Source organism: Suttonella sp., from assembly GCF_056855035.1.
This window is the reverse complement of sequence record NZ_JBXGGR010000020.1, coordinates 14,957-36,219: the sequence shown is the minus strand read 5'-3', so window position 1 is coordinate 36,219 and position 21,263 is coordinate 14,957. Positions and strand designations below refer to the sequence as shown.

Genomic DNA, 21,263 nt, shown 5'->3' with positions numbered 1-21,263 from the left:
TTTGTCTGCCATCTTTTTTGACCTGTTTTGAGCCACAGAAAAAGCATTTTTTGTGTTCAAAGCTTTTGACCTCGCTAAAAGCCTTACAGAATAAGGCTTTTCAAACTTTTTAGCACCTAAAATGTCCCTTTGCCCGCAAACTCACCGCCGAGCCGACTCAGCACTACTCATCACGCTGGACGAATGACCGCAATAAAACATTGTGGGCGTCTTTTGTCTTTGAAGGGAGCAAACGGCTGTATTGGAGTGGCGATACGGGTTATGCCCAGCATTTTGCCGACATTGGCAAAAAATATGGCGAATTTGACCTTTCCTTTATGGAGATTGACGCCGCCAACGCAGGCTGGCCAAAAACGCATATGTTCGCTCATCAATCGGTGCAGGCAAGCCTTGATTTAAATGCCAAAAAAATGGTGCCAATGCATTGGGGCGTGTTTAGTTTGGGGCGAAATCCGTGGTATGAGTCTATTGATAATGCGGTCAAAAGTGCCAAAACCCATAATCTTGCCATTGATGTGCCAAAAATGGGCGAGAAATACAGCGATAATTTTGTGGGCGAAGAGTGGTGGACGGATAAGTCCCTAAGAAGGCAATAAATCACTGCTGTCTGCGGCTTTCTATCTGAATTGAAAAGCAAAATTGATGCTATAGTCGAAGCATTAAAAAAGTATTACGGTCTTGGCTCATCTTCCGTACGCTCCGTATTGTCTGCGGCTTCTGCCTTGTACTACTTTTTCACTTCTCCGATTATCGCTGTGTATCTGTATTTTATCGTTTATTTTCCTTTTTTCATAAACTTGTTAATGCGGCAATGAGGCGCCGCCGCAGAGATTAAGATTTTGCCCTGTTACGGCATCGGCGGCGGGAGAGAGTAGATATGCGGCGGCAGCGGCGGTCATTGCTTTCAGGTACGACTTATCATCGCGGCGATCGCGTGATGTTTCAGCTGGAGCGTTTTAACGAGCGTTGATTTTTTCGACTTGCCAGTAGTGGTTGATGCTCGTGAAATTAAAGGCCAGCGGGGTTTCTCGGTATTGGATGCGGATGCGGTCGCCTTGTCGGAATTGCTCGAGCAGGTAGGGGTTAACCGCTAAAGTAATGTCTTGCTGAAAGGGTGCATTGAATGCCAGTGTCCACCAATTGCTTTGTGCGGCGGGAGCATGTGCCGTAATCTTAGCTTCGCTATAGCCGATTTCGCCTTGATACGCCCATAGCACTATGAGCGCGCGGGTGCCGACAACAGCGAATAGCGGAATGAAACATAGCGGCAATAGCCATTTCAGGCTGTTTTCCCATAGGCTTTCGGGGCTGTTTTGCGCTTGGTATTTGGCTTGCTGTTTGGCGTGGCTTTTGCCGTATTGCCAGATGAAATAGCTGATTAAGGCGGCGAGGGCTGCCATGCCGATAAGGCTGATCGGATAGGCGTTTTGTTTGACGATGTAGGTGTTGGGCAGGGAGGTGTAGAGAAATCCTGTCAGGGCGTTGAGAACCAGCATGATACTGATTTGGCGGTTGAGTCCGATGTCGTCTTGCATGATATTTCCTAGGATGAAAGGCTTATTGTAAGGATTTTCGACAGATATTGCTGATTTTTAGCTGACAATATTGGGCAGCTGCCATTATTTGTTTACTTGTCGTTTTATTTTCTGAATGAAATGAGTTCTTGGAAAAATGTATGTATATATGCAGGCGAGGAATTTTTAATATTGGCACTGTTCAGGCTAGATAGTGTAGTCACAAACCGCAAGGTATGCGATTATCTTGCATCACTAAACATCTCACGGTCCCCCCATGAAACAACCCGCTCACCGCCGCCACGATTTAACCGACCACCAATGGCACCTGATTGAAAACCACCTGCCCGGACGCAAAGGCAGCCGGGGCGGCCAGGCAGTGGATAACCGGCAATTCATCAATGCCGTTTTCTGGATACTGCGCACCGGCGCACCCTGGCGGGATCTTCCGCCCGATTACGGTGGCTGGAGTAACACCCACCGTCGCTTTATCCGTTGGCGCAACAAAGGCATCTGGACGAAGCTGATGCTCATCCTGGCGGGAGAAAAAGATATGGAATGGCTGATGGTAGATGCCACCCATATCAAGGTTCATTCCTATGCGGCGGGAGCCAAAGGCGGCAATGAAGGCATGAGCCGTACAAAAGGGGGCTGAATACCAAGCTGCATCTGGCGGTGGATGCTCACGGGATGCCGGTAAAATTCGTGTTAAGCGAAGGTAGTGCGGCAGACTGCCTGTTTGCCGAAGCGCTGATTGCCGATACGGCAGCCGGCAAGTTGTTGGCCGATAAAGCCTATGACACTGATGCGATCAGAAATTTGGCGGCCTCACTGGGGATGGATGCCGTTATCCCGCCCAAGGCCAATCGCAAGGAGCAACTGCCTTTTGACCGCTATCTGTACCGTTACCGCCATTTGGTGGAGAATCGCTTTTTGGATTTCAAACGCTGGCGGGGCATTGCCACGCGTTATGCGAAGAGACTGGCTTCGTTTGCTGCGGCAATAGAAATCCGGATTATTGCCATGTGGTTGAAAATATTGTGACTACACTATCTAAAGTTTAGCCGCTTTTCTATACATTCTAGGAGTCGGTTCATACCGAAAACAGGGAAGTTTTGCCCAAGCAGATGGTTGCTTGGGCTTTTTTTTATACCGAGGAAATATGGTCGATGAGTTTTTTCATGGCAGCGGGCAGGGCGGCGCCGTGAATTTCCTGCGGTGCAAGCCAGCGCATTGCCGCATCCGTATCCGAGAATTCGTCTTGATGCCTGTGATAGCTTTGGTAATGAATATTGAGGCGGTAGTGCGTAAAGACATGACAGAAGGCGAATGCCGCTGCGGATTGGGCTTGCAAGTTTTGCTCTCGGGCATAGTCTTGCAAGGCTTCAATGCTGTCAAACCACGGCAGTATCCACAAATTGCCCCATAAGGCTGTTTCTGCGCGGCGGCGGAAGAGGATTTTGCCGTCTGTGCGGCGACAGTAGAGAAAATAGCCGTCGCGGCTTTTTTTGCTGCTGCCGGCGCTTTTTTTCGGATATTCGCCGACGGTGTCTGTGCGCAGGGCTTGGCAATCGTCGGCAAGCGGACATTCGCCGCATTGCGGGCGGCTGCGTTTGCAGATGAGGCTGCCCAAATCCATCAGCCCCTGCGTGTAGCTTTTTAAATCGGCAGCACTGTGGGGTAGAAGGGTTTCGGCCTGCCGCCAAAAAATATCCTGCGATTTGGCAGATTTGATGTCGGCATCAATGGCGAAATGGCGCGCCAATACGCGTTTGACGTTGCCGTCGCAGATGGCTTCGCGCGCGCCCCAAGCAAAGACGGCAATGGCCGCCGCCGTGCTTCTGCCTACGCCTTTTAATTGCTCTAAGCTTTCTCTATGGCGGGGAAAATGACCGCCGAAATCGCGGCAGATTTGCTGGGCGGCGTAGTGCAGATTGCGGGCGCGGGCGTAGTAGCCCAAGCCGCTCCAATGCTCAAGCACTTGTTCCTGCGTGGCGGCGACCAGACTTTGTACGTCGGGAAAGCTTTGCACAAAGCGCCGGTAATAGGGGATGACGCTGGCAACTTGGGTTTGCTGAAGCATGATTTCCGACAGCCAAATGCGGTAGGGGTCATCGCATTGCCAAGGCAGATGATGCCGACCGTGCTGCCTTTGCCAAGCAATGAGTTTCTGTGCGAAGGCGCTCATTTGCCGCCTAAGAGATAGCTGCCGTTATACAGTACATATACGGCAATCACGGCGATGATAATGCCTGCCGTATTGCGGCGGCTGAGTGTTTCTTTGAAAAAGAGCAGACCGAGCAGGGTAGCGAGCAGTATCACGCCGATATTCATGATGGTAAAGACCAGCGCGGTTTGTGATTTCAATACTTGATGGGCGCGGATGTAGGTAAAGATATTGCCGAAATTGAGCATGCCTAAGACGATGCCGCAGGCGAGGGAACGCCAATCAAAACGGCGGCGCATGATAAGCAGATAGGCGAGCATCAGCAAGGCGGCAAGGATAAAGGTAATAAAGAGGGTGCTGAGGGCACTTTTCTCCGCCACCAGCGAGATGCGTTTGAGCAGGATGTCAATCACGCCGTAACCGCCCCAGACGGCGATCAGCCACAGCCAGTCATGCTGTCGGCTTTGGCTGTCGCTTTTCAGCAATAGGATGAGGGCGATAAAGGTCAGGGCAATACCGATGGCTTTGGCATAGCTGAGTTGGTCCTTAAATAGCCAAAAGGCGGCGATGATGCTGATAATGAGGGAGAGTCTTTGCGCGGCATCGGTGCGCACGATACCGTTTTTTTCAATCGATTTGCCCAAAACGATAAAAATGCTAGGCAGCAAAATGCCCAAGGCGGCAAACAGCCACCAATGGCTCAAATAATTATCCGCGGCTTGCAGATTAGGTTTGGAGATAAAGAAGGTCAGCAAGGCGGCGGTGGGGTAGTTCATAAAAATGGCTTGCTCGATAGAAATACCCTGTGCACGCCAGATTTTAATCATGACGGAAACGGCAACGCTGAAACAAATGCTGAGTAACAAATAGTTCATCAAAAATTCCTTTTTGCTTGAAATTCCGCTATTTATAGCGGTAGAGTTTAATTGGAAGAGCGGTAGTAAGTCCTTCCAATTCAGGGTAACGCCTAGGGCGACGCTTTATGCTTGTTCTGTGTGTTGAAACATAGTTTTTGACCACAAAAAAGTCAGATAGTGTATCCGACTTTTGAATAAAGCGTGTAACAGAGTAACAGAAGATTAATGCTTCTGCTTGATGATTTCCACCCAATAACCGTCCGGGTCATAGACAAAAGCGATATCGTTCATGCGTCCGTCTTCAGGGCGTTTTTTAAATTTCACATTGTTTTTATCCAGCCAAGCGATTGCCGCATCGAAATCCGGCACGCTGACGGCAATATGTCCGTAACCGCCGTTTTCACCGTTGCCGATGTGGTAAGAGAAATTTTCGTCTTTTTCCGAGCCCCAGTTATGGGTAAGCTCTAAAACGCCGCGGCGGGTCGAGAGCCATTCGCGGCGGGCATCGTCGTCTTCGGGCAGGCTTTCGTCAGGCGCGAGATAGGCCAGAAAGCAGAGACTGAATTGTCCGTTCTCATAGTGGTTTAAACGAATGACGCTCATGCCCAGAATGTCGGTGTAAAAGGCTAAAGATTTGTCGAGATCTTTAACGCGCAACATGGTGTGGGCGAAGGCAAAGCCTTGGGTTTCGTTAGGTGCATTGCTCATGATTTTCTCCTTGTTTGAAAAGCAAAAACGCCCAAAGGCGCTTTGCTTGTTTGTTAATTATTTGGCGGCGGCGTATTGCTCGCTGACGTAGTCCCAATTGACCACTTTCCACCAATTGTTCACATAATCGGGGCGTTTGTTTTGGTAGTTCAGATAATAAGCGTGTTCCCAAACGTCTAAACACAATATTGGTGTACCGCGTACGGCAGCAATATCCATTAAAGGATTGTCTTGATTTGCGGTGCTGCTAACCACTAATTTGCCGTCTTGCACCGACAACCATGCCCAGCCGGAGCCAAATTGGTTGACAGCCGCATCCGCAAAGGCTTTTTGGAAGTCTTCAAAGCTGCCGAAGGCGGCATTGATGGCGTTCGCCAGTTCGTCGCTAGGCGCATTGTTTTCCTGTGGCGCACGCATACCGTTCAGAAATAAATCATGGTTGTAATAGCCGCCGCCGTTGTTGCGAATCGCCGGGCTTAGGGCGGAAATATTGGCAAAGATTTCAGGCAGAGATTTGCCGTTGAAATTGGTTTCCGCAATGGCGGCGACGAATTTGTCGAAATAGGTTTTATGGTGTTTGTCTTTATGCAAATGCATGGTGGCTTCGTCGATGACCGGCTCTAAGGCATTGTAAGCATAAGGTAGATCTTGAAAAGTATAGCTCATAGTTTTCTCCTGTTAAGTGTGGTTTATCATCAGATGCCAAGATAAGTTCTTTCATCAATGATGGCAAGTTACGTTTATAAAATAAATCGGCTTAAATCTTCGTTGCCGAAAATGTCGCCCAAGGTTTTTTCCACATAAGAGGCGTCAACGGTGATGCTGTCGCCGCTGCGATCCGCCGCTGCAAAGGATAAATCGCTGGTCAGGCGTTCCATGAGCGTGTATAGGCGCCGTGCACCGATGTTTTCCGTGCTTTTATTGACTTGATAGGCGATTTCCGCAATTTTCGCGATGCCGTCTTCTGTGAAATTCAGTTGCAGATTTTCGGTGGCAAAGAGGGCGGTATATTGCTTAATCAGGCTAGCGTCGGGTTCGGTCAGAATGCGTTTGAAGTCTTCAATGCTCAGGGCTTGCAACTCCACGCGCACCGGTAACCGTCCTTGCAATTCCGCTACTAAATCCGAAGGTTTTGCTAGATGGAAAGCGCCGGAGGCGATGAAGAGAATATGGTCGGTTTTAATCACGCCGTATTTAGTCGATACCGCCGTGCCTTCCACTAGCGGCAGCAAATCTCTCTGCACGCCTTCGCGCGAGACGTCCGCTCCGCCCACGTCGCTGCGTTTGGCGACTTTGTCGATTTCGTCGATGAAGACGATGCCGTTTTGCTCCGCATTGGCTATCGCCAGGCTTTTGATTTCTTCGTCAGAGACCAGATTTTCCGCTTCTTCTTCGGCTAATTGAACTAAGGCTTCGCCAATTGTAAGTTTCTGCTTGCTTTTCTTTTGCTTACCCAAAGTTTTGAACATTTCGCTGAGTTGGCTGCTCATTTCTTCCATGCCGGGGGGCGCCATGACTTCAAAATGGGCTTCACGGTTGCCACTCAGCTCGATTTCAATCACTTTGTCATTGAGTTCTTCGCGCAGAATGCGTTCGCGGTAGGTGCGGCGGGCGATATTGTCGCTGTCGCTGCTTTCCGCTTCGCCCTCAAACCATGTCGGGGTTTTGGTCGGCGGCACGAGTACGTCCAAGACGCGCTCCAAGGCGACCTCGCGCGCCTTGCTTTGCACGCGTTTGCGCGCGCGTTCGCGCTCCAATTTAATCGAGGTTTCCGCCAAATCGCGGATAATCGAGTCCACATCGCGTCCCACATAGCCGACTTCGGTAAATTTGGTGGCTTCGACTTTGACAAAGGGCGCTTCCGCCAATTTCGCCAAACGGCGCGCAATTTCGGTTTTGCCGACGCCGGTCGGTCCGATCATCAGAATGTTTTTCGGCGTGATTTCGCTTTGCAGCGGTTCGCCGATTTGGCGGCGGCGCCAGCGGTTGCGCATGGCATTAGCTACCGCGCGTTTGGCTTCTTTTTGTCCGACAATATGGCGGTCGAGTTCTTCCACGATTTCGCGTGGCGTCATATTGAGGTCGCGGTACTCATTGTCTGATTTATCCATTATTCGTCCTTTAATTCGTCTAAGATGATGTTGTGATTAGTATAAACGCAAATATTGGCGGCGATATTCAAGCTCTTGACGGCAATCTCGTTCGCCGGCATATCGGTGTTGTGGAAGAGGGCGCGTGCCGCCGAAAGGGCGTACATGCCGCCCGAGCCGATGGCGGCGATATCGTCTTCGGTTTCTACCACATCGCCGTTGCCTGATAAAATCAGGGTATGTTCCTGATTTGCCACAATCAGCATGGCTTCTAAGCGGCGTAGGGCGCGGTCAGTACGCCATTCCTTCGCCATTTCGACCGCCGCGCGCAGCAATTGTCCGTCCTGCGCTTCTAATTTGGCTTCAAATAATTCGAATAAAGTGAAGGCATCGGCGGTAGCGCCGGCAAAGCCCGCCAAAACCTGCCCGCGGTAGAGGCGGCGGATTTTGCGCGCATTGCCTTTCATAATCGTCTGCCCCAGCGAGACTTGCCCGTCGCCCGCTATCGCCACATGGCGGCCGCGGCGCACGGAAAGTATGGTTGTGGAATGTGCATCAAACATAAAAAGTCCTATTTTCTGAATTTCTGCCGATGTGGCGACAGAGGGAGAATTTTTCAAGCGCAAGGCATTTACGAATGGTAATTTATGCGGTATAAACGCGCATGAATCAAGATTGGGAGAAGGAAATGTCATTCATCGATAAAATTTTTAAACGCGAAAAACGCCGCACCATTCCCGAAAATTGGCAAATGCCTGTGGCAGGCGACATCATTAGTTTGGATAAAGTACCTGATCCGGCTTTTGCCAGCGGCTCTTTGGGAGCGGGTTTTGCCATTGATGCCGTCGGCGATGAAATTCTTTCGCCTGTCGACGGCGTGATTAGCGAGCTGTTCAGCACTTTGCATGCGGTGTCTCTGCTTGCCGATAATGGTTTAGAGGTCTTGATTCATATCGGCATCGATACCGTCAGTTTGCAGGGACGCGGATTTACCGCCCTCGTCTCGCAAGGAGAAGCCGTGCATGTCGGGCAAGCCTTGGTGCGCGTGGATTGGGAAGTGGTAAAAGCTGCCGGTTTATCCACCTTGGTGCCGGTTATTTTTACCAATGCACTGGGGCAAGGCGTGGAAGTCAGCCAAAAATGCCCTTATTTCGTTTGAGGCGATTAGGTCGCGCCTTTTCATTCGGGAATCTTGTCAGGGAATCATATGGAAAATTTACACACCGCTTTGGATTATCTGCGCTATGCCGCCAGCGAGTTTGCCCGCCACGACATTTATTACGGGCATGGCACTGACAATGCCCTTGACGAAGCCGCCGCATTGGTCTTAGGCATATTAAAACTGCCTTTTGATTTGCAGCCGCTGTATTTGCAGACCCGCCTCACGAAGGCGGAAAAAGAGGCATTGGCTGCCGCAATCGACAAACGCGTCACGCAGCGTATTCCCGCACCCTATTTAAGCAAGCGCACGCTTTACGGCGGCTATGAATTTTATATTGACGAACGCGCTTTGATTCCGCGTTCGCCGATTGCGGAGTTGATAGAGCGCGATTTGCAGCCTTATTGGCAGGGCGGCGAGCCGCAGCGTATTTTGGATTTGTGCTGCGGCAGCGGCTGTATCGGCATGTTGGCGAAATACCGTTATCCGCAAGCGGAAGTGCTGTTGAGCGATATCAATGCCGATGCTTTGGCGGTGGCAGAAATCAATTTGGCGCGCGCCAATATGAGCGGCTATGGCATCGAGACGGTACAAAGCGATTTGTTTAGCGGCGTGAGCGGGGAATTTGATTGGATTCTATGCAATCCGCCCTATGTAGAAGAGTCGGAAATGCAGGAGATTGCAGCGGAATTTTTACATGAACCGCGCCTTGCCCTGACTTCCGGCGCGGACGGCTTGGATTTGAGCCGCAAGATTCTCGCCCAAGCGGCGGATTATTTGAGCGAAAACGGCGTTTTAATTTTGGAAGTTGGCATGAGTTGGCAGAATCTTGAAACCGCTTATCCGGAAATCGGTTTTGATTGGATTGAATTTGAACGCGGCGGCGAGGGCGTATTGGCGGTCAGTCGCGATGAATTATTGGCTTGGCGCGAGGCAGGATTGCTTTAAACGCCGCCGGCACAGCCTTTGTGATTCGGGCTTAATAGAGAAATCATACGCATAGGAGCAAGAGATGAATAAGACTTTAGGCACGACTTTATTGGTATCCGGCACGATGATCGGCGCCGGCATGCTGGCAATGCCGCTGACTTCGGCGGGTATCGGTTTTGCCGCCACCGCTGTTTTGCTGATTCTGATTTGGGCGATGCTGAGTTTCAGCGCTTTATTATTCGTAGAAGTGTATCAAACCGTGCCGGCAGATGCCGGCATCGGCACCTTAAGCGCCAAATATTTCGGCCGCTTCGGCAGAATTGTATCTACCGCAGTCATGCTGATTTTTCTCTTCGCTTTATTGGCGGCTTATATGACCGGCGGCGGCAGCATTTTAGCCGCCTATCTGCCGCCGATGGGCGATGCGCAGACGCATAAGATTGTCTCGGTCTTGCTGTTTACCTTGCTGCTGGGCGCAGTGGTGGTCTTGGGAACTTTGGTGATTGACGGTTTGAACCGTCTCTTGTTTTACAGCATGTTGGCGGTATTGGTTTTTGTGCTGATTGTGATGATGCCGGAAGTGTCGATGCAGAATTTATCCGCCATGCCTTTGGATAAGGCTTTGATAATTTCTGCCTGTCCCGTCTTTTTTACCTCTTTCGGTTTTCATGGCTCGATTCCTAGTTTTAACAAATATTTAAACGGCGATGTGAAGGCTTTGCGTATCGCGATTTTAACCGGCACAAGCATTACTTTATCGGTCTATATGCTTTGGCAATTGGGTACGCACGGCGTGTTGACGCAGGCGGCTTTTGTCGAGATTTTGAAAAATGATCCCACTTTAGGCGGCATGTTGAGCGCGGTGGAAGAGATTACCGGCAGCGCGCGAATCGCCAAGATTTTGCAGATGTTTTCGGTTTTGGCTTTGGTGACTTCTTTTTTAGGCGTGGCATTGGGCTTGTTTGAAACGATTGAAGACATGTTGCAGCACGCTTTCGGCTTTAAAGCCAAGCGCCTGTTATTGGGCGTGCTGACTTTCGCCCTGCCTTTGCTGTTCGCGCTTTTTTATCCGGAAGGCTTTATTCAGGCTTTGCAGTATGCCAGCCAAATGTTCGTCTTTTACGCGGTCGTGTTGCCGGCGGCTTTGGTTTGGAAGGCGCGCCGTCAGTATCCGCATTTGCCTTACCGCCTATGGGGCGGCAATTGGCTGTTATGGCTGATTATTGTTTTGGGCTTATTGATTGTGAATGTGCCGTTTTTCATCCGCGCCGGCTATTTGCCCGAGGTGGTGGCTTAATCCGCCGCGCTTTAGAGTTTGATTAGAATATAGGTAAACAATAATACGCCGCCCATCAGCAGGGCGAAGCTGTCCCAATGCTGTGGTTGATTGCGGCTGTGCTCAAATAGGGCTTTGATGCTGCCGTGCTGTTTGACGCGGCTGAACAGATAAACAATGATGATAAAAATCGAGACAAGGGCAAGTGCGTCCATGGGTTTTCCTTATTCTAAGAGTTGCAAGAGGCGGCGGCGCAGGGCTTCTGCGGCGGGCGCGTCCAAGGCATTGCCGTGACGGTCGCTGAGATAGAAACTGTCTTCCACGCGTTCGCCGAAAGTGGCGATTTTAGCATGGCTGAGATGGATATGCTGTTCGAGCAGCACGCAGCTGATTAAGGACAGCAATCCGTGGCGGTCGGTGCAGATAAGCTCCATTTCGCTATGGCGCGCATGATGGCGGAAGCTGATGCGCGGCGCGGCGGCAAAATGTTTGAGCGCAGGGTTATTCAGGCGTGGACTCGGCACTTGCGGCTGCGCATCGGATTGAATACTGTTTTTCAAGACTTGAATCATTGCCGCATTCAGCGGTGTTTGTCCGTTTAGGCTGTATTGCTGCAAGGTACGCGCCTGCGCATGGTTTTGGCGGTAGAGGCGGGCTTCTACAATATCAAATCCTTCTTTTTCCAAATAATGGCTGATATGGGCGAAAACGATGTCGGGCGGCTGTTTCGCTGCGATAAATAAGCGTTGGTTGGCGCTGTCGAGGGCGATAACGGTGTTTTCTTCTTCGGGATTGAGCAATGCCCGACTTTTGGCAAGGATGATGGCGGGGCTTTCATTGCTGAAAAAGGCGGCGGGCAAGGTCGTCCACAGTTGCTTTAAGGCGGCGGCTTGTTGAGGTGCCAGCACGAGTGCGGCGGCTTGCAATTGCTGAATATGGCGGTCGTGGCTGGGGTGCTTTGCCTGCAAATGTTCGCGCGTCAGGCGGTAGAGATTGTGCATCAGTCCGGCGCGCCAGCTGTTCCACAGTTTGCCGTTGGTGGCGGAGATGTCCGCCAAGGTGAGCAAATAGAGGTAGTCCAAATACTCAGGTTGAGGAAAGAGAGCGGCAAAATCGGCGATGATTTGCGGATTGCTCAGGTCTTTTTTTTGTGCCGTGAGCGAGAGTTGCAGATGTTGGCGGACGAGGAAAACGAGCAGTTCGCCTTCTTCGGCGCTGAGACAGGGATTGTGCGCGGCATAGTCGGCGGCAATGTCTGCGCCGATGCGGCTGTGATCGCCTTGGCGGCCTTTGCCGATGTCGTGCAAAAGTGCGGCAAGATAGAGAATGGCAGGGCGTTCGAGATTGTGCATGATGCGCTGTGCTTCGGGGTATTGCGGGCAGGATTGTTTGAAAAGGTCGAGAAAATAGAACAGGCGCAGACTGTGCTGGTCAACGGTGTATTCGTGCAGGAGATCGTATTGCATTTGTCCGACGATGTGGCGGAAGGGCGGCAAATAGCGGCTGAGCAAGCCGTAGCGGTGAATGCGGCGGATTTCGCGGTAAAGATTGCCGTCTTGGCTGAGAAGTTGCAAAAAGGCGGCGTGCGATTGCATGTCTTGTTCGAGCATGAAATATTGCGCATATTCTTCGCGCAATTGCCTGCCCAGTTGCGGCGAGAGGCTGTCAATGTCGGGGCGGGAGAGCAAACGCAGGAAAATTTGCCACACAAATGCGGGTTCGGTAGAGAGTTTTTGCGGGTTTTTCAGGGCTAAGCGCTGATTGCGCAAGATAAAATCTTCGTCCAAAGGTTGAATGAGAACAGGGCTGTTCAGGATTTCGTCGCAGAGTTTCATCGCCAGTCGGTTGAGGCGGCGGATATGCAGGGCGCTGATGTAATACAGGCGCATAAATTCCTGAACAGCAATGGCTAATTCGCCTTTGAAGCCGAATTGCGCGGCGAGCTGTTTTTGCGCTTCAAAGGACAGCACGTCTTTGGGACGCTTGATGCACAGATGCAGGCTGAAGCGGATGCGCCACAGTATGTCGCGGCTGTCCATCAGTTGCCGATATTCGGCAGGTCGGAGAAGCTCTTGCCAATTTTGTTGCCCTAAGCAATAGCGCTGTACCCAGCCAATCATATGAATATCGCGCAATCCGCCGGGATCGGTTTTAATGTTCGGCTCCAAGCGTCCTAGGGAAATTTGCCGTGCGTCGCGTTGTTTCTGTTCGTTCAGTTTTGCCGCAAGAAAGCCTTTCTGTTCGACCGTTGTCGGCGAGAGTAGGCGGATATGTGCGGCAAGCTCGGCATCGCCGCAGAGAAATCTTTGCTCCAGCAGGGCGGTAAGAAAGCTGTGGTCTGCGGCAAGGTCTTGCCGACATTGGCTAAGGCTGCGCACGCTGTGGGCGATGTCGATGCCCAAATTCCATAAGAGTCGGATGAAATCCTCGGCTTGGGATTGCTGTCCTTCGGGGCAGAGGATGAGCAAATCGATGTCGGAATGCGGGAAGAGTTCCGCGCGCCCGTAGCCGCCAATGGCGATGAGGCTGATGCTGTCGCGTTGCGGATAACGGGCATGCAGCCCCTGTAAGATACAGTCGATTTGTTCGCTGCGATGCGCAATCCACGCCGCAACGGGAAAATCCGCGCAGAGCGCGGCGATTTGTTGATGACTGAGATTGTCTAAGAAAGTTTTGGCAAAGCGGCAATAATCCGACGGCAAAAGCGGCGCTTCTGCCGCCGAAAAATAAGGAAAATCAATTGATGGCGCTGATGCCTGCATCGCGTTCGGCTTGGCTGAGAGTAAAGATTTCGTAGCCTGTGTCGGTTACGGCAAGCATATGTTCCCATTGTGCGGACAGCGAGCGGTCTTTGGTTACGGCGACCCAGCCGTCGGGCAAGATGCGTAAATGTCTTGCGCCGGCATTAATCATCGGCTCGATGGTAAAAGTCATGCCGGCTTCCAAGACCACTCCTGTATCGGGTTTGCCGTAATGCAAAACTTGCGGCTCTTCATGAAAGCCGCGCCCGATGCCGTGTCCGCAAAACTCATGTACGACGGAAAAGCGCTCGGCTTCGGCAAATTTTTGAATCGCATGCCCGATATCGCCCAAGCGTACCCCGGGTTTGACCATTTTAATGCCCACCCACATGGCTTCGTAAGTCTTTTGTACCAGCCGTTTGGCAAGAATGCTGGGTTCGCCGACCATATACATGCGGCTGGTATCGCCGTGAAAACCGTCCACGATGACGGTAACGTCGATATTCAAAATATCGCCGTTTTTGAGTTTTTTCTCATTGGGAATGCCGTGGCAAATTACGTGATTGACCGAAATGCAGGTATGCTTGGGGTAGGGCGGCGTGCCATAGCCCAGACAAGCCGAGACGGAACCGCGCTCGGCAATATATTGCGCGCAGATGTCGTCCAAGGCTTCCGTGCTGATGCCGGCTTTGACATGCGCGCCGATCATATCTAATACATCGGCTGCCAAGCGGCCGGCGACGCGCATTTTGGCAATCTCGTCCGCGTTTTTAATGATGATGCTCATAAAAGTCCTTTGTCTGTTAAGACCTGTTGTCCGTGTGGGCGGAGTGGCGCTTTGGATGATGATTATTAAGAGAAAAAATATCCGACTGCGCCGCTATGCTCTCTGCCCGAATGCGAGAGAATTTGGTAAAAACAAGCGGCTATGGTATAAAGCACGCCGCCGAAAGGCAAATCGAAAACACACAAACGCTGAAATCCTCTGCTTGGGTGCGCGTAAAACGCGTTGAGCAGGGCAGGCGTTTGGAGGCTTAACCCTTTAATTATGGAGTATTTAATGAGTCAAGTTAGCATGCGCGAACTCTTTGAAGCAGGCGCTCACTTTGGTCATCGCACCCGTTTTTGGAATCCGAAAATGGCACCTTACATCTACGGCAAGCGTGGCGACATTCATATCATTAACTTGGAAAAAACCGTCCCGATGCTCAACGATGCCTTGAATTTCTTAGGCACGGTTGTCGCTAACGGCGGACGCGTCATGTTTGTCGGCACGAAGCGCAGCGCTTCCGAAGCCGTTGAAAAAGCAGCCAGCCGCTGCGGCATGCCTTATGTCAATTTCCGCTGGTTGGGCGGCATGATGACAAACTTCAAAACCATCCGCCAATCTATTCGTCGCTTAGAAGAAATTGAAAAAATGAGCGAAGACGGCACTTATGCCAAATTAGCAAAAAAAGAAGTCATCATCATCGAGCGCGAGCGCGAAAAATTAGCGCGTGTCTTATCAGGCATCCGTAACATGAAGCAATTGCCTGACGTATTGTTCGTTATTGACGTAGGTCATGAAGACATCGCCATTCAAGAAGCGCGCAAATTGGGCATTCCGGTTATCGGCGTAGTCGATACCAACGGCAATATCGACGGCGTGGATTACATCATTCCGGGCAATGACGACTCTGTGCGCGCGATTCGTCTGTATGTTGAATCTGTTGCCGATGCGGTAGAAGCGGCAAAACGCACTGCGGTCAACCGCGGTCAAGAAGATGCGGCGGAGAAGCTGGAAGAAAGCGTAAACAAAGCTGAAGAAGCGGCACAAGAAGACGCCGAATAATTATCTAAGGCGCTGTTTTTGCAGCGCCGTCTTTTTGAAGGAGAAAGTATGTCTATTTCTGCACAATTAGTGAAAGAACTGCGTGAGCGTACCGGCGCAGGCATGATGGAGTGCAAAAAAGCGCTCGTCGAAACCAATGGCGATATTGAAGCGGCCGTTGACCATATGCGTAAAACCGGTTTGGCGAAAGCGGATAAAAAAGCCGGTCGTATTGCTGCCGAAGGCACTTTGGTATTCTCGGCCAGCGCCGATAACAAAGAAATTACTTTGGCTGAAGTGAACTGCGAAACCGATTTCGTAGCCATGGGCGATGAATTCCAAGCCTTTGCAAAACGTGTGGCGGAAGTGGCGCGCGAGCAAGGATTGACCAATGTGGAAGCCTTGTCTGCCGCTGAATTTGCCAATGGCGTCAGCATTGACGACCGCCGCCGTGAGTTGATTGCCAAAATTGGCGAAAATATGTCGGTGCGCCGCGTGATTACCTTAAAAACCGCCGCAGGCACTTTAGGGGCTTATCTGCATGGCAAGAAAATCGGTGTTTTGGTGGAAATCGAAGGCGGCGACGCGGAATTGGCCAAAGATTTGGCGATGCAGGTTGCCGCAGGCAATCCGATTGCTTTAGACGCGCAATCTCTGCCGCAGGATTTCTTGGATCGTGAAAACGAAATCCACCGCAGTAAAGCACAAGATTCCGGCAAACCGGCGAATGTGATTGAAAAAATGGTGGAAGGCGCGATGAAAAAATTGTTCAGCGAAGTAACTTTGCTCGGACAAAAATTCATCAAAGACCAAGACATTACTATCGAAGAATTGCTGAAGCGCAAAAATGCCAAAGTCATTCAATATGTTCGCTATGAATTAGGCGAAGGCATTGAAAAAGAAGAATCTGATTTCGTTGCCGAAGTCATGGCGCAGGCAAAAGGTCAATAAGACTTTTCGCTTGCCGAAACCGCCGCTTGCTGGCGGTTTTTTTATCGCTGCCAAGGCATTTTTCCCGCGGTCTATGACGCATGGCTGAGAGTGTGTAAAATAGCGCGCCATATCCTAGAGTAGCAAAAGAAGGTTCGCATGAATGTAGAGAATAAAACGCCGAAATATCGCCGTATTTTGTTGAAAATGAGCGGCGAGGCTTTGATGGGCGAGCAGCAGTTCGGCTTGGATGCCAATGTGGTGCGCCGCATTGCCGGCGAGATTGCAGTATTGAATCGCGCAGGCGTGGAAATTGCGATTGTCATCGGCGGCGGCAATTTGTTCCGCGGCGCGCAATTAGCAGCTTTAGGCATGGAGCGCGTTGCCGGCGATCATATGGGTATGCTGGCGACGCTGATGAATGCTTTGGCGATGCAGGACGCTTTGGAACAGCTCGAAGTGCCGGTGCGCGTGATGTCGGCTCTGCGCGTGGACGAGGTTTGCGAACCTTTTATCCGCCGCCGCGCGATTCGCCATTTGGAAAAGGGCAGGGTCGTTATCTGTGCCGCAGGAACGGGCAATCCTTTCTTCACCACAGATTCGGCGGCGAGTTTGCGCGCGATTGAATTGGAAGTAGATGCCATGTTTAAGGCGACGAAGGTTGATGGTGTCTATTCCAAAGATCCGAAAAAACATGCCGATGCGGTAAAATATGCCGAAATGAGCTATCAGCAGGTTTTGGAAGAGAATTTGCAGGTGATGGATGCGACGTCTATCGTGATGTGTCGTGATAATGAAATGCCTTTATTGGTTTTCGATATGACCAAACCTGATGAAATTATCCGCGCGGTCTTTGACGAGGCTGTGGGAACCGTGATTCATTCTTAAGGAGAGAAAATGTTAGATCCGATTTTTAAAGACGCTGACGAGCGTATGAATAAGTCTTTGCAGTCATTGGACGTGGCTTTAAGCAAAATCCGCACAGGGCGCGCCAATGTGGGCTTGCTCGATCATATCGAAGTGGAATATTACGGGGCGATGGTGCCTTTGTCGCAGGCGGCGAATGTGAGCGTCAGCGATTACCGCACCCTGATGATTCAAATCTGGGAGCGCGATATGGTCAGCAAAATTGAAAAAGCCATTATCAATTCCGATTTGGGATTAACGCCGAATACCGCAGGGCAGAATATTCATATCAATTTGCCGCCTTTAACCGAGGAGCGCCGCAAAGAGATGGTTAAAGTCGTGAAAAAAGAAGGCGAAGATGCCAAAGTCGCGGTGCGCAATATCCGCCGCGATGCCAATAATGAGATTGCCAAATTGCTTGCGGATAAGCAGATTTCCGAAGACGATCAACGCCGCGGCGAAACCGAAGTGCAGAAGCTGACCGACAAGCACGTCGAGAAAATCGATGCGGCTCTGGCGGCAAAAGAAAAAGAACTGATGGAAATGTAATGACGGAATTATCCGCCGTTCCTGCGCATGTTGCCGTCATTATGGACGGCAACGGACGTTGGGCAAAGCAAAGAATGCAGCCGCGCAGCTTCGGGCATCGCGCAGGGCGCAAGAGCGTCGATAAGATTGTCGCCGCCGCCGTGCAGGCAGGGATCGACACGCTGACCTTATTTGCTTTTAGCACCGAGAATTGGAATCGTCCGGCGGCGGAAGTCGAGCTGATTATGGACGTAATTCGGCGCAGCATCGCCGAAAAGTCGCAGCGCCTGAAAGCGCAAAATATTCGCATGCGGATTTTAGGCTCAAGAGAGCGATTGAGCGAAGAGATGTGCCGCCAATTTGACGCAGCGGAGTCATTGACGGCGGATTGTACGGGCATGCAGCTGATTTTTGCCCTGAATTACAGCGGACAATGGGAAATTTTGCAAACCTGCCGCAATTTATTGGCGCAGGCGCAAGCCGGAGAGCTGTCGGAAGAATTATCGCTGCAAGATTTTGAGGCGGCACGCCCGATTGCGGATTTGCCGCCGGTGGATTTGCTGATTCGCAGTAGCGGCGAGATGCGGATTAGCAATTTTTTACTATGGGAATTGGCATATGCGGAGCTGTATTTCACAGAAACCCTATGGCCGGATTTCGACGAACAGGAATTTCAACGCGCTTTAGCCGCTTATGCGCAACGCGAGCGGCGTTTCGGCGCATTATGTACGACTTAAAGGATGATTTATGAAACAGCGCATTATCTCTGCCCTTATCGCCATACCGCTGTTTATTAGCATGCTATTGCTCGCGCCTGTCGGGCTGTTTAAATTGTTTTGGCTGGCGACCTTGAGCTTGACGGCCTATGAGGCGGGCAAAATGTTTGATTTCGCCCTGCGTCCGAGCAATTTGTGGATGTATGTAGGCTTGAACGGCTTATTAAGCGCCGCCTTATTGTTCTTTTTTCCGCTGACTGCGGCGGCGACGGGGATTTTATATATCAGCGCTTTGCTTTGGCTGTTGGCGGTTCCCTATGTATTGAAAACCTACCGTTTTCAAACCTTGTCTAAAGGTCGCGACCGTTATTTCGCGCTGCTATGCCTTATTTTTCATTTGGCTTTTGCAGTGGCAGTCATGCGGGTCTATCAAGCGGTGGCAGGTATCGGACTCTTAACTTTATTGGTGTTGATTTGGGCAAGCGATGCGGGGGCGTATTTTATCGGCAAGCAGATTGGCAAAACGCCGTTTTCACCGCAAATCAGCCCGAATAAAACCTGGGAAGGCTTTGTCGGCGGCTTGCTTTTAGCCGCTTTATGCACACTTTTGTGGCTGTTTTGCTTTTCCGATCACCCTTTATTGCAGAGTTTTTCGGCAAAAATACTCTTTTTCGTTTCGAGCCTTGCGGCATTGGTCTATGCCGCTTTAGGCGATTTGTATGAAAGTTTATTAAAACGCCGCGCCGGTGTGAAAGACAGCGGACGCATCATGCCGGGACATGGCGGCGTTTACGACCGCATCGACAGTTGGCTGCCCGCCATTGTTATATGGGCACTGACTTTCGAATGGTTGCGTATGATTTAAATAATTAGGATAAATAATGATTTGGGGAATTTTAGGATTTTTGATTACCATCGGCGTATTGGTTACGATTCACGAATGGGGACATTTTGCGGTAGCGCGCTTTTTCGGCGTTAAAATTCTGCGTTTTTCTTTGGGTTTCGGCAAACCGATTTTAAGCTGGACGGGTAAAAAAGACGGCACGCAATATACGCTGGCGCCGATTCCCCTAGGCGGGTTCGTGCAAATGTACGGCGAAAAAGAAGGCGAAGAGATTCCCGCAGAAGATAAGGCGCGGACCTTTTCCGGTCGTCCAGCATGGCAGCGGTTTTTGATTGCCTTTGCCGGTCCAGCGGTTAATCTTTTGTTTGCCATTTTGGCTTTTGCGCTCTTGTTTATGCTGGGAGTGAAAGGGATTTCGCCGACGGTATTGCATGTTGCGCCGCAGAGTTTGGCGGCTAATGCCGGCTTGGCAGCAGGCGATGTGATTACGAAAATTGACGGGCGGACGGTTAAATTGGCGACTGATGCCCATGTGGCATTGGCGACTGCCGATCGCGGCGTGATAGAGGTGCAATATCAGCGTGACGGACAGCAAGGGGCGGCGCAATTGGATTTATCGGGGCTGAAAGCGGGCGATGAGCTGAATATGGCGCCGGTCTTGGGCATGTATTTGGCTGACGAGTGGTGGCCGGCGAAAGTGGGCGCGGTGTTGACGGAAAAGGATCGCGTTGCTTACCGTCTGCATGAAGGCAGCACTTTTGCCGCCGCACAAATGGGTTTGCAGGTCGGCGATCAGATTTTAGCGATTAACGGCGAAGCCCTGCAGGAACATGACGGCGCTTTCCGTATCTCGGATAAATTATTTACGATGAAACCGCAGGATACGGTTACCTTGCATATTCTGCGCGAGGGGCAGGAATTCAGCGTGACCGGACAGCTGGGACAGCAAATCGTCGAGGACAAAATCTATCCTTTCTTAGGCGTGGCATGGATGCGGATGCCTAACCGCGATTTCTTCGCCCGATATGAAATTGTGGAACGCTATTCTCCTCTGACATCATTGGGCAAAGGTGTGGAAAAAACAGTTGGCTATGTACACATGACTTTTGCCATGTTCAGGCGCCTGATTCAGCGTCAAATCTCTTTTGACAATATGGGCGGTCCGATTACTATCGGCGATGCGGCGGGTAAAACCTTAAAAATCGGCTGGGAAGAATTTTTGAATTTCCTCGGCATTGTGAGCCTGTCTTTGGCAGCGATCAATTTATTGCCGATTCCGATGTTAGACGGCGGGCATATGGTCTTTACCGCGCTGGAAACCATTCGCGGCAAAGGTTTGTCGGAAAAAACCATGACTTGGTGCTATCGGGTCGGTACAAGCCTCGTGCTGAGTTTTATGGCACTGGTCTTACTCAACGATCTGTGGCGCTATGTTATCCGCTAATCAATGGTGATATTCTGCATAAATCATCAGCACCCCCAGACGGCAATGCTCTTCTATATCAGTTAATTGGCGGGCATTGTCTTCATTATCTTCCAAAGCGGTATCTAATTCGGCAATTTCGCGCAGCTCCGTAATGAATTGTCCGATGCTTTCGTCTTTGATCTCTAATTTGCCCTGTTCCTGCATGAATTGATAAGCCAGCAAAAATCCCTGACACCAATTCACGAGGCTTTCGGCGCGCAAGAACAGCGGCTCTTCGTCGCTGAGCAAGAGTTGATAAGTCAGGGAATTGTCTTGCAAACTGCTGTCGCAATGCGCCAGCAATTCCTCGCTTAACTGCTGCGCATCGGCTTCTGCCAGCAGATTGGGGGCGAGAGCGGCTTGATTGAAGGCGGAAAATGCACTGAGCATGCCATGCAATTCCGCGCCGTCAAACCACCAGCCTTCTTGAGCGATTAAAGCGGCGAGGGCGGCATAATTTAGTGTGGGCATTATGTGTCCTTATGTGAAAAAAATGGTAGTATAAGCGAAGTTTCGGCTGCGGTAGCGGTTTAAATCAAAATATGGTGGTTAATCATATGATTTTAAATATAAAAAGCCTAATGTCGGGCTTTTGGGATTTAAAAAGCATGAGCAGCGGAGT

Annotated in this window: 22 protein-coding genes and 1 pseudogene; 12 read left to right on the top strand and 11 right to left on the bottom strand. The window is 50.8% G+C overall.

Annotated elements, in window-relative coordinates; all coding sequences use genetic code 11:
* Nucleotides 1–149 precede the first annotated feature (149 nt).
* Nucleotides 150–596 (top strand): annotated as a pseudogene (locus ACJHVI_RS02140) (MBL fold metallo-hydrolase); the annotation flags it as partial.
* Nucleotides 597–956: 360 nt separating this feature from the next.
* On the opposite strand, the gene ACJHVI_RS02135 reads toward ACJHVI_RS02140, so the two are convergent.
* A complete protein-coding gene (locus ACJHVI_RS02135; protein ID WP_483182959.1) occupies nt 957–1,535 on the bottom strand; it encodes a hypothetical protein in 579 nt (192 codons plus the stop codon).
* A gap of 256 nt (nt 1,536–1,791) precedes the next feature.
* Here ACJHVI_RS02135 and ACJHVI_RS02130 point away from each other — a divergent pair.
* Nucleotides 1,792–2,558 (top strand): IS5 family transposase gene (locus tag ACJHVI_RS02130; protein WP_483182957.1). Its coding sequence is split into 2 segments (ribosomal slippage): nt 1,792–2,167 and nt 2,167–2,558, totalling 768 coding nucleotides; the frame shifts between segments, so codons are not numbered across the junction.
* 103 nt (nt 2,559–2,661) lie between these two features.
* Here ACJHVI_RS02130 and mutY read toward each other — a convergent pair.
* The 6 genes from mutY to hslV form a co-directional block, all read right to left on the bottom strand.
* Nucleotides 2,662–3,702, bottom strand: coding sequence for an A/G-specific adenine glycosylase (gene mutY, locus ACJHVI_RS02125; RefSeq protein ID WP_483182955.1), 1,041 nt, complete (start codon nt 3,700–3,702; stop codon nt 2,662–2,664).
* Nucleotides 3,699–4,556, bottom strand: coding sequence for an EamA family transporter (locus ACJHVI_RS02120; protein WP_483182953.1), 858 nt, complete (start codon nt 4,554–4,556; stop codon nt 3,699–3,701). Before ACJHVI_RS02120 ends, mutY begins: the two co-directional genes overlap by 4 nt.
* Before the next feature lie 204 nt (nt 4,557–4,760).
* A complete protein-coding gene (gene gloA, locus ACJHVI_RS02115; protein ID WP_483182952.1) occupies nt 4,761–5,246 on the bottom strand; it encodes a lactoylglutathione lyase in 486 nt (161 codons plus the stop codon).
* Nucleotides 5,247–5,303: 57 nt separating this feature from the next.
* Nucleotides 5,304–5,912 carry a superoxide dismutase gene (locus tag ACJHVI_RS02110; RefSeq protein ID WP_483182951.1) on the bottom strand — a complete coding sequence of 203 codons (609 nt, stop codon included), beginning with the start codon at nt 5,910–5,912 and terminating at the stop codon, nt 5,304–5,306.
* A 74-nt stretch (nt 5,913–5,986) separates the two neighbouring features.
* Nucleotides 5,987–7,357: an ATP-dependent protease ATPase subunit HslU gene (gene hslU, locus ACJHVI_RS02105; RefSeq protein WP_483182949.1), complete on the bottom strand. Its 1,371-nt coding sequence runs from the start codon at nt 7,355–7,357 to the stop codon at nt 5,987–5,989.
* Nucleotides 7,357–7,899, bottom strand: a complete 543-nt coding sequence (gene hslV / locus ACJHVI_RS02100; RefSeq protein WP_483182947.1) for an ATP-dependent protease subunit HslV — start codon at nt 7,897–7,899, stop codon at nt 7,357–7,359. The genes hslU and hslV overlap by 1 nt, the downstream gene beginning before the upstream one ends.
* 125 nt (nt 7,900–8,024) lie before the next feature.
* Between hslV and ACJHVI_RS02095 the strand changes: the two genes are divergently transcribed.
* The 3 genes from ACJHVI_RS02095 to ACJHVI_RS02085 all read left to right on the top strand — a co-directional run bounded on the left by ACJHVI_RS02095 (nt 8,025) and on the right by ACJHVI_RS02085 (nt 10,722).
* On the top strand, nt 8,025–8,495 hold the full coding sequence (locus ACJHVI_RS02095) for a PTS sugar transporter subunit IIA (RefSeq protein WP_483182945.1): 471 nt from the start codon (nt 8,025–8,027) through the stop codon (nt 8,493–8,495).
* Between the two features lie 48 nt (nt 8,496–8,543).
* Nucleotides 8,544–9,443, top strand: coding sequence for a 50S ribosomal protein L3 N(5)-glutamine methyltransferase (prmB, locus tag ACJHVI_RS02090; RefSeq protein ID WP_483182943.1), 900 nt, complete (start codon nt 8,544–8,546; stop codon nt 9,441–9,443).
* Nucleotides 9,444–9,507: 64 nt separating this feature from the next.
* Nucleotides 9,508–10,722, top strand: a complete 1,215-nt coding sequence (locus ACJHVI_RS02085; RefSeq protein ID WP_483182941.1) for an aromatic amino acid transport family protein — start codon at nt 9,508–9,510, stop codon at nt 10,720–10,722.
* A gap of 11 nt (nt 10,723–10,733) precedes the next feature.
* Here the strand turns inward: ACJHVI_RS02085 and ACJHVI_RS02080 are convergent, their stop codons facing one another.
* Genes ACJHVI_RS02080 through map form a run of 3 tightly spaced genes read right to left on the bottom strand, consistent with a single transcriptional unit; the run spans nt 10,734 to nt 14,229 of the window.
* Nucleotides 10,734–10,916 (bottom strand): hypothetical protein, encoded by a 183-nt coding sequence (locus tag ACJHVI_RS02080; RefSeq protein WP_115218589.1) that lies wholly within the window; start codon nt 10,914–10,916, stop codon nt 10,734–10,736.
* Between the two features lie 9 nt (nt 10,917–10,925).
* Nucleotides 10,926–13,463, bottom strand: a complete 2,538-nt coding sequence (gene glnD / locus ACJHVI_RS02075; RefSeq protein WP_483182939.1) for a [protein-PII] uridylyltransferase — start codon at nt 13,461–13,463, stop codon at nt 10,926–10,928.
* On the bottom strand, nt 13,438–14,229 hold the full coding sequence (gene map / locus ACJHVI_RS02070) for a type I methionyl aminopeptidase (RefSeq protein ID WP_483182937.1): 792 nt from the start codon (nt 14,227–14,229) through the stop codon (nt 13,438–13,440). The genes glnD and map overlap by 26 nt, the downstream gene beginning before the upstream one ends.
* Nucleotides 14,230–14,502: 273 nt before the next feature.
* Here map and rpsB point away from each other — a divergent pair, with 273 nt between their 5' ends.
* The 7 genes from rpsB to rseP all read left to right on the top strand — a co-directional run bounded on the left by rpsB (nt 14,503) and on the right by rseP (nt 20,620).
* On the top strand, nt 14,503–15,273 hold the full coding sequence (gene rpsB, locus ACJHVI_RS02065; protein WP_483182934.1) for a 30S ribosomal protein S2: 771 nt from the start codon (nt 14,503–14,505) through the stop codon (nt 15,271–15,273).
* Between the two features lie 48 nt (nt 15,274–15,321).
* On the top strand, nt 15,322–16,203 hold the full coding sequence (tsf, locus tag ACJHVI_RS02060; RefSeq protein ID WP_483182932.1) for a translation elongation factor Ts: 882 nt from the start codon (nt 15,322–15,324) through the stop codon (nt 16,201–16,203).
* A gap of 138 nt (nt 16,204–16,341) precedes the next feature.
* Nucleotides 16,342–17,070 carry a UMP kinase gene (gene pyrH, locus ACJHVI_RS02055; RefSeq protein WP_483182930.1) on the top strand — a complete coding sequence of 243 codons (729 nt, stop codon included), beginning with the start codon at nt 16,342–16,344 and terminating at the stop codon, nt 17,068–17,070.
* 9 nt (nt 17,071–17,079) lie between these two features.
* Complete coding sequence (frr, locus tag ACJHVI_RS02050) at nt 17,080–17,637, top strand: ribosome recycling factor (protein ID WP_483182928.1); 558 nt, start codon at nt 17,080–17,082, stop codon at nt 17,635–17,637.
* Nucleotides 17,637–18,353 carry a polyprenyl diphosphate synthase gene (gene uppS / locus ACJHVI_RS02045; protein WP_483182927.1) on the top strand — a complete coding sequence of 239 codons (717 nt, stop codon included), beginning with the start codon at nt 17,637–17,639 and terminating at the stop codon, nt 18,351–18,353. Before frr ends, uppS begins: the two co-directional genes overlap by 1 nt.
* Nucleotides 18,354–18,363: 10 nt before the next feature.
* A complete protein-coding gene (locus tag ACJHVI_RS02040) occupies nt 18,364–19,197 on the top strand; it encodes a phosphatidate cytidylyltransferase (protein ID WP_483182925.1) in 834 nt (277 codons plus the stop codon).
* Nucleotides 19,198–19,213: 16 nt separating this feature from the next.
* A complete protein-coding gene (rseP, locus tag ACJHVI_RS02035) occupies nt 19,214–20,620 on the top strand; it encodes an RIP metalloprotease RseP (RefSeq protein WP_483182923.1) in 1,407 nt (468 codons plus the stop codon).
* On the opposite strand, the gene ACJHVI_RS02030 is transcribed toward rseP, so the two are convergent.
* Nucleotides 20,621–21,112 carry a UPF0149 family protein gene (locus ACJHVI_RS02030; RefSeq protein ID WP_483182921.1) on the bottom strand — a complete coding sequence of 164 codons (492 nt, stop codon included), beginning with the start codon at nt 21,110–21,112 and terminating at the stop codon, nt 20,621–20,623.
* Between the last annotated feature and the right edge of the window lie 151 nt (nt 21,113–21,263).

Bases quoted from the DNA above. Each gene is read 5' to 3' on its own strand.
- uppS (WP_483182927.1), top strand. From the start codon at position 17,637: ATGACGGAATTATCCGCCGTTCCTGCGCATGTTGCCGTCATTATGGAC.
- rseP (WP_483182923.1), top strand. From the start codon at position 19,214: ATGATTTGGGGAATTTTAGGATTTTTGATTACCATCGGCGTATTGGTT.
- ACJHVI_RS02120 (WP_483182953.1), bottom strand. From the start codon at position 4,556: ATGAACTATTTGTTACTCAGCATTTGTTTCAGCGTTGCCGTTTCCGTC.
- ACJHVI_RS02095 (WP_483182945.1), top strand. From the start codon at position 8,025: ATGTCATTCATCGATAAAATTTTTAAACGCGAAAAACGCCGCACCATT.
- ACJHVI_RS02110 (WP_483182951.1), bottom strand. From the start codon at position 5,912: ATGAGCTATACTTTTCAAGATCTACCTTATGCTTACAATGCCTTAGAG.
- glnD (WP_483182939.1), bottom strand. From the start codon at position 13,463: ATGCAGGCATCAGCGCCATCAATTGATTTTCCTTATTTTTCGGCGGCA.
- gloA (WP_483182952.1), bottom strand. From the start codon at position 5,246: ATGAGCAATGCACCTAACGAAACCCAAGGCTTTGCCTTCGCCCACACC.
- rpsB (WP_483182934.1), top strand. From the start codon at position 14,503: ATGAGTCAAGTTAGCATGCGCGAACTCTTTGAAGCAGGCGCTCACTTT.
- frr (WP_483182928.1), top strand. From the start codon at position 17,080: ATGTTAGATCCGATTTTTAAAGACGCTGACGAGCGTATGAATAAGTCT.
- ACJHVI_RS02135 (WP_483182959.1), bottom strand. From the start codon at position 1,535: ATGCAAGACGACATCGGACTCAACCGCCAAATCAGTATCATGCTGGTT.
- hslU (WP_483182949.1), bottom strand. From the start codon at position 7,357: ATGGATAAATCAGACAATGAGTACCGCGACCTCAATATGACGCCACGC.
- prmB (WP_483182943.1), top strand. From the start codon at position 8,544: ATGGAAAATTTACACACCGCTTTGGATTATCTGCGCTATGCCGCCAGC.
- mutY (WP_483182955.1), bottom strand. From the start codon at position 3,702: ATGAGCGCCTTCGCACAGAAACTCATTGCTTGGCAAAGGCAGCACGGT.
- ACJHVI_RS02080 (WP_115218589.1), bottom strand. From the start codon at position 10,916: ATGGACGCACTTGCCCTTGTCTCGATTTTTATCATCATTGTTTATCTG.
- tsf (WP_483182932.1), top strand. From the start codon at position 15,322: ATGTCTATTTCTGCACAATTAGTGAAAGAACTGCGTGAGCGTACCGGC.
- hslV (WP_483182947.1), bottom strand. From the start codon at position 7,899: ATGTTTGATGCACATTCCACAACCATACTTTCCGTGCGCCGCGGCCGC.
- ACJHVI_RS02030 (WP_483182921.1), bottom strand. From the start codon at position 21,112: ATGCCCACACTAAATTATGCCGCCCTCGCCGCTTTAATCGCTCAAGAA.
- ACJHVI_RS02085 (WP_483182941.1), top strand. From the start codon at position 9,508: ATGAATAAGACTTTAGGCACGACTTTATTGGTATCCGGCACGATGATC.
- ACJHVI_RS02040 (WP_483182925.1), top strand. From the start codon at position 18,364: ATGAAACAGCGCATTATCTCTGCCCTTATCGCCATACCGCTGTTTATT.
- map (WP_483182937.1), bottom strand. From the start codon at position 14,229: ATGAGCATCATCATTAAAAACGCGGACGAGATTGCCAAAATGCGCGTC.
- pyrH (WP_483182930.1), top strand. From the start codon at position 16,342: ATGAATGTAGAGAATAAAACGCCGAAATATCGCCGTATTTTGTTGAAA.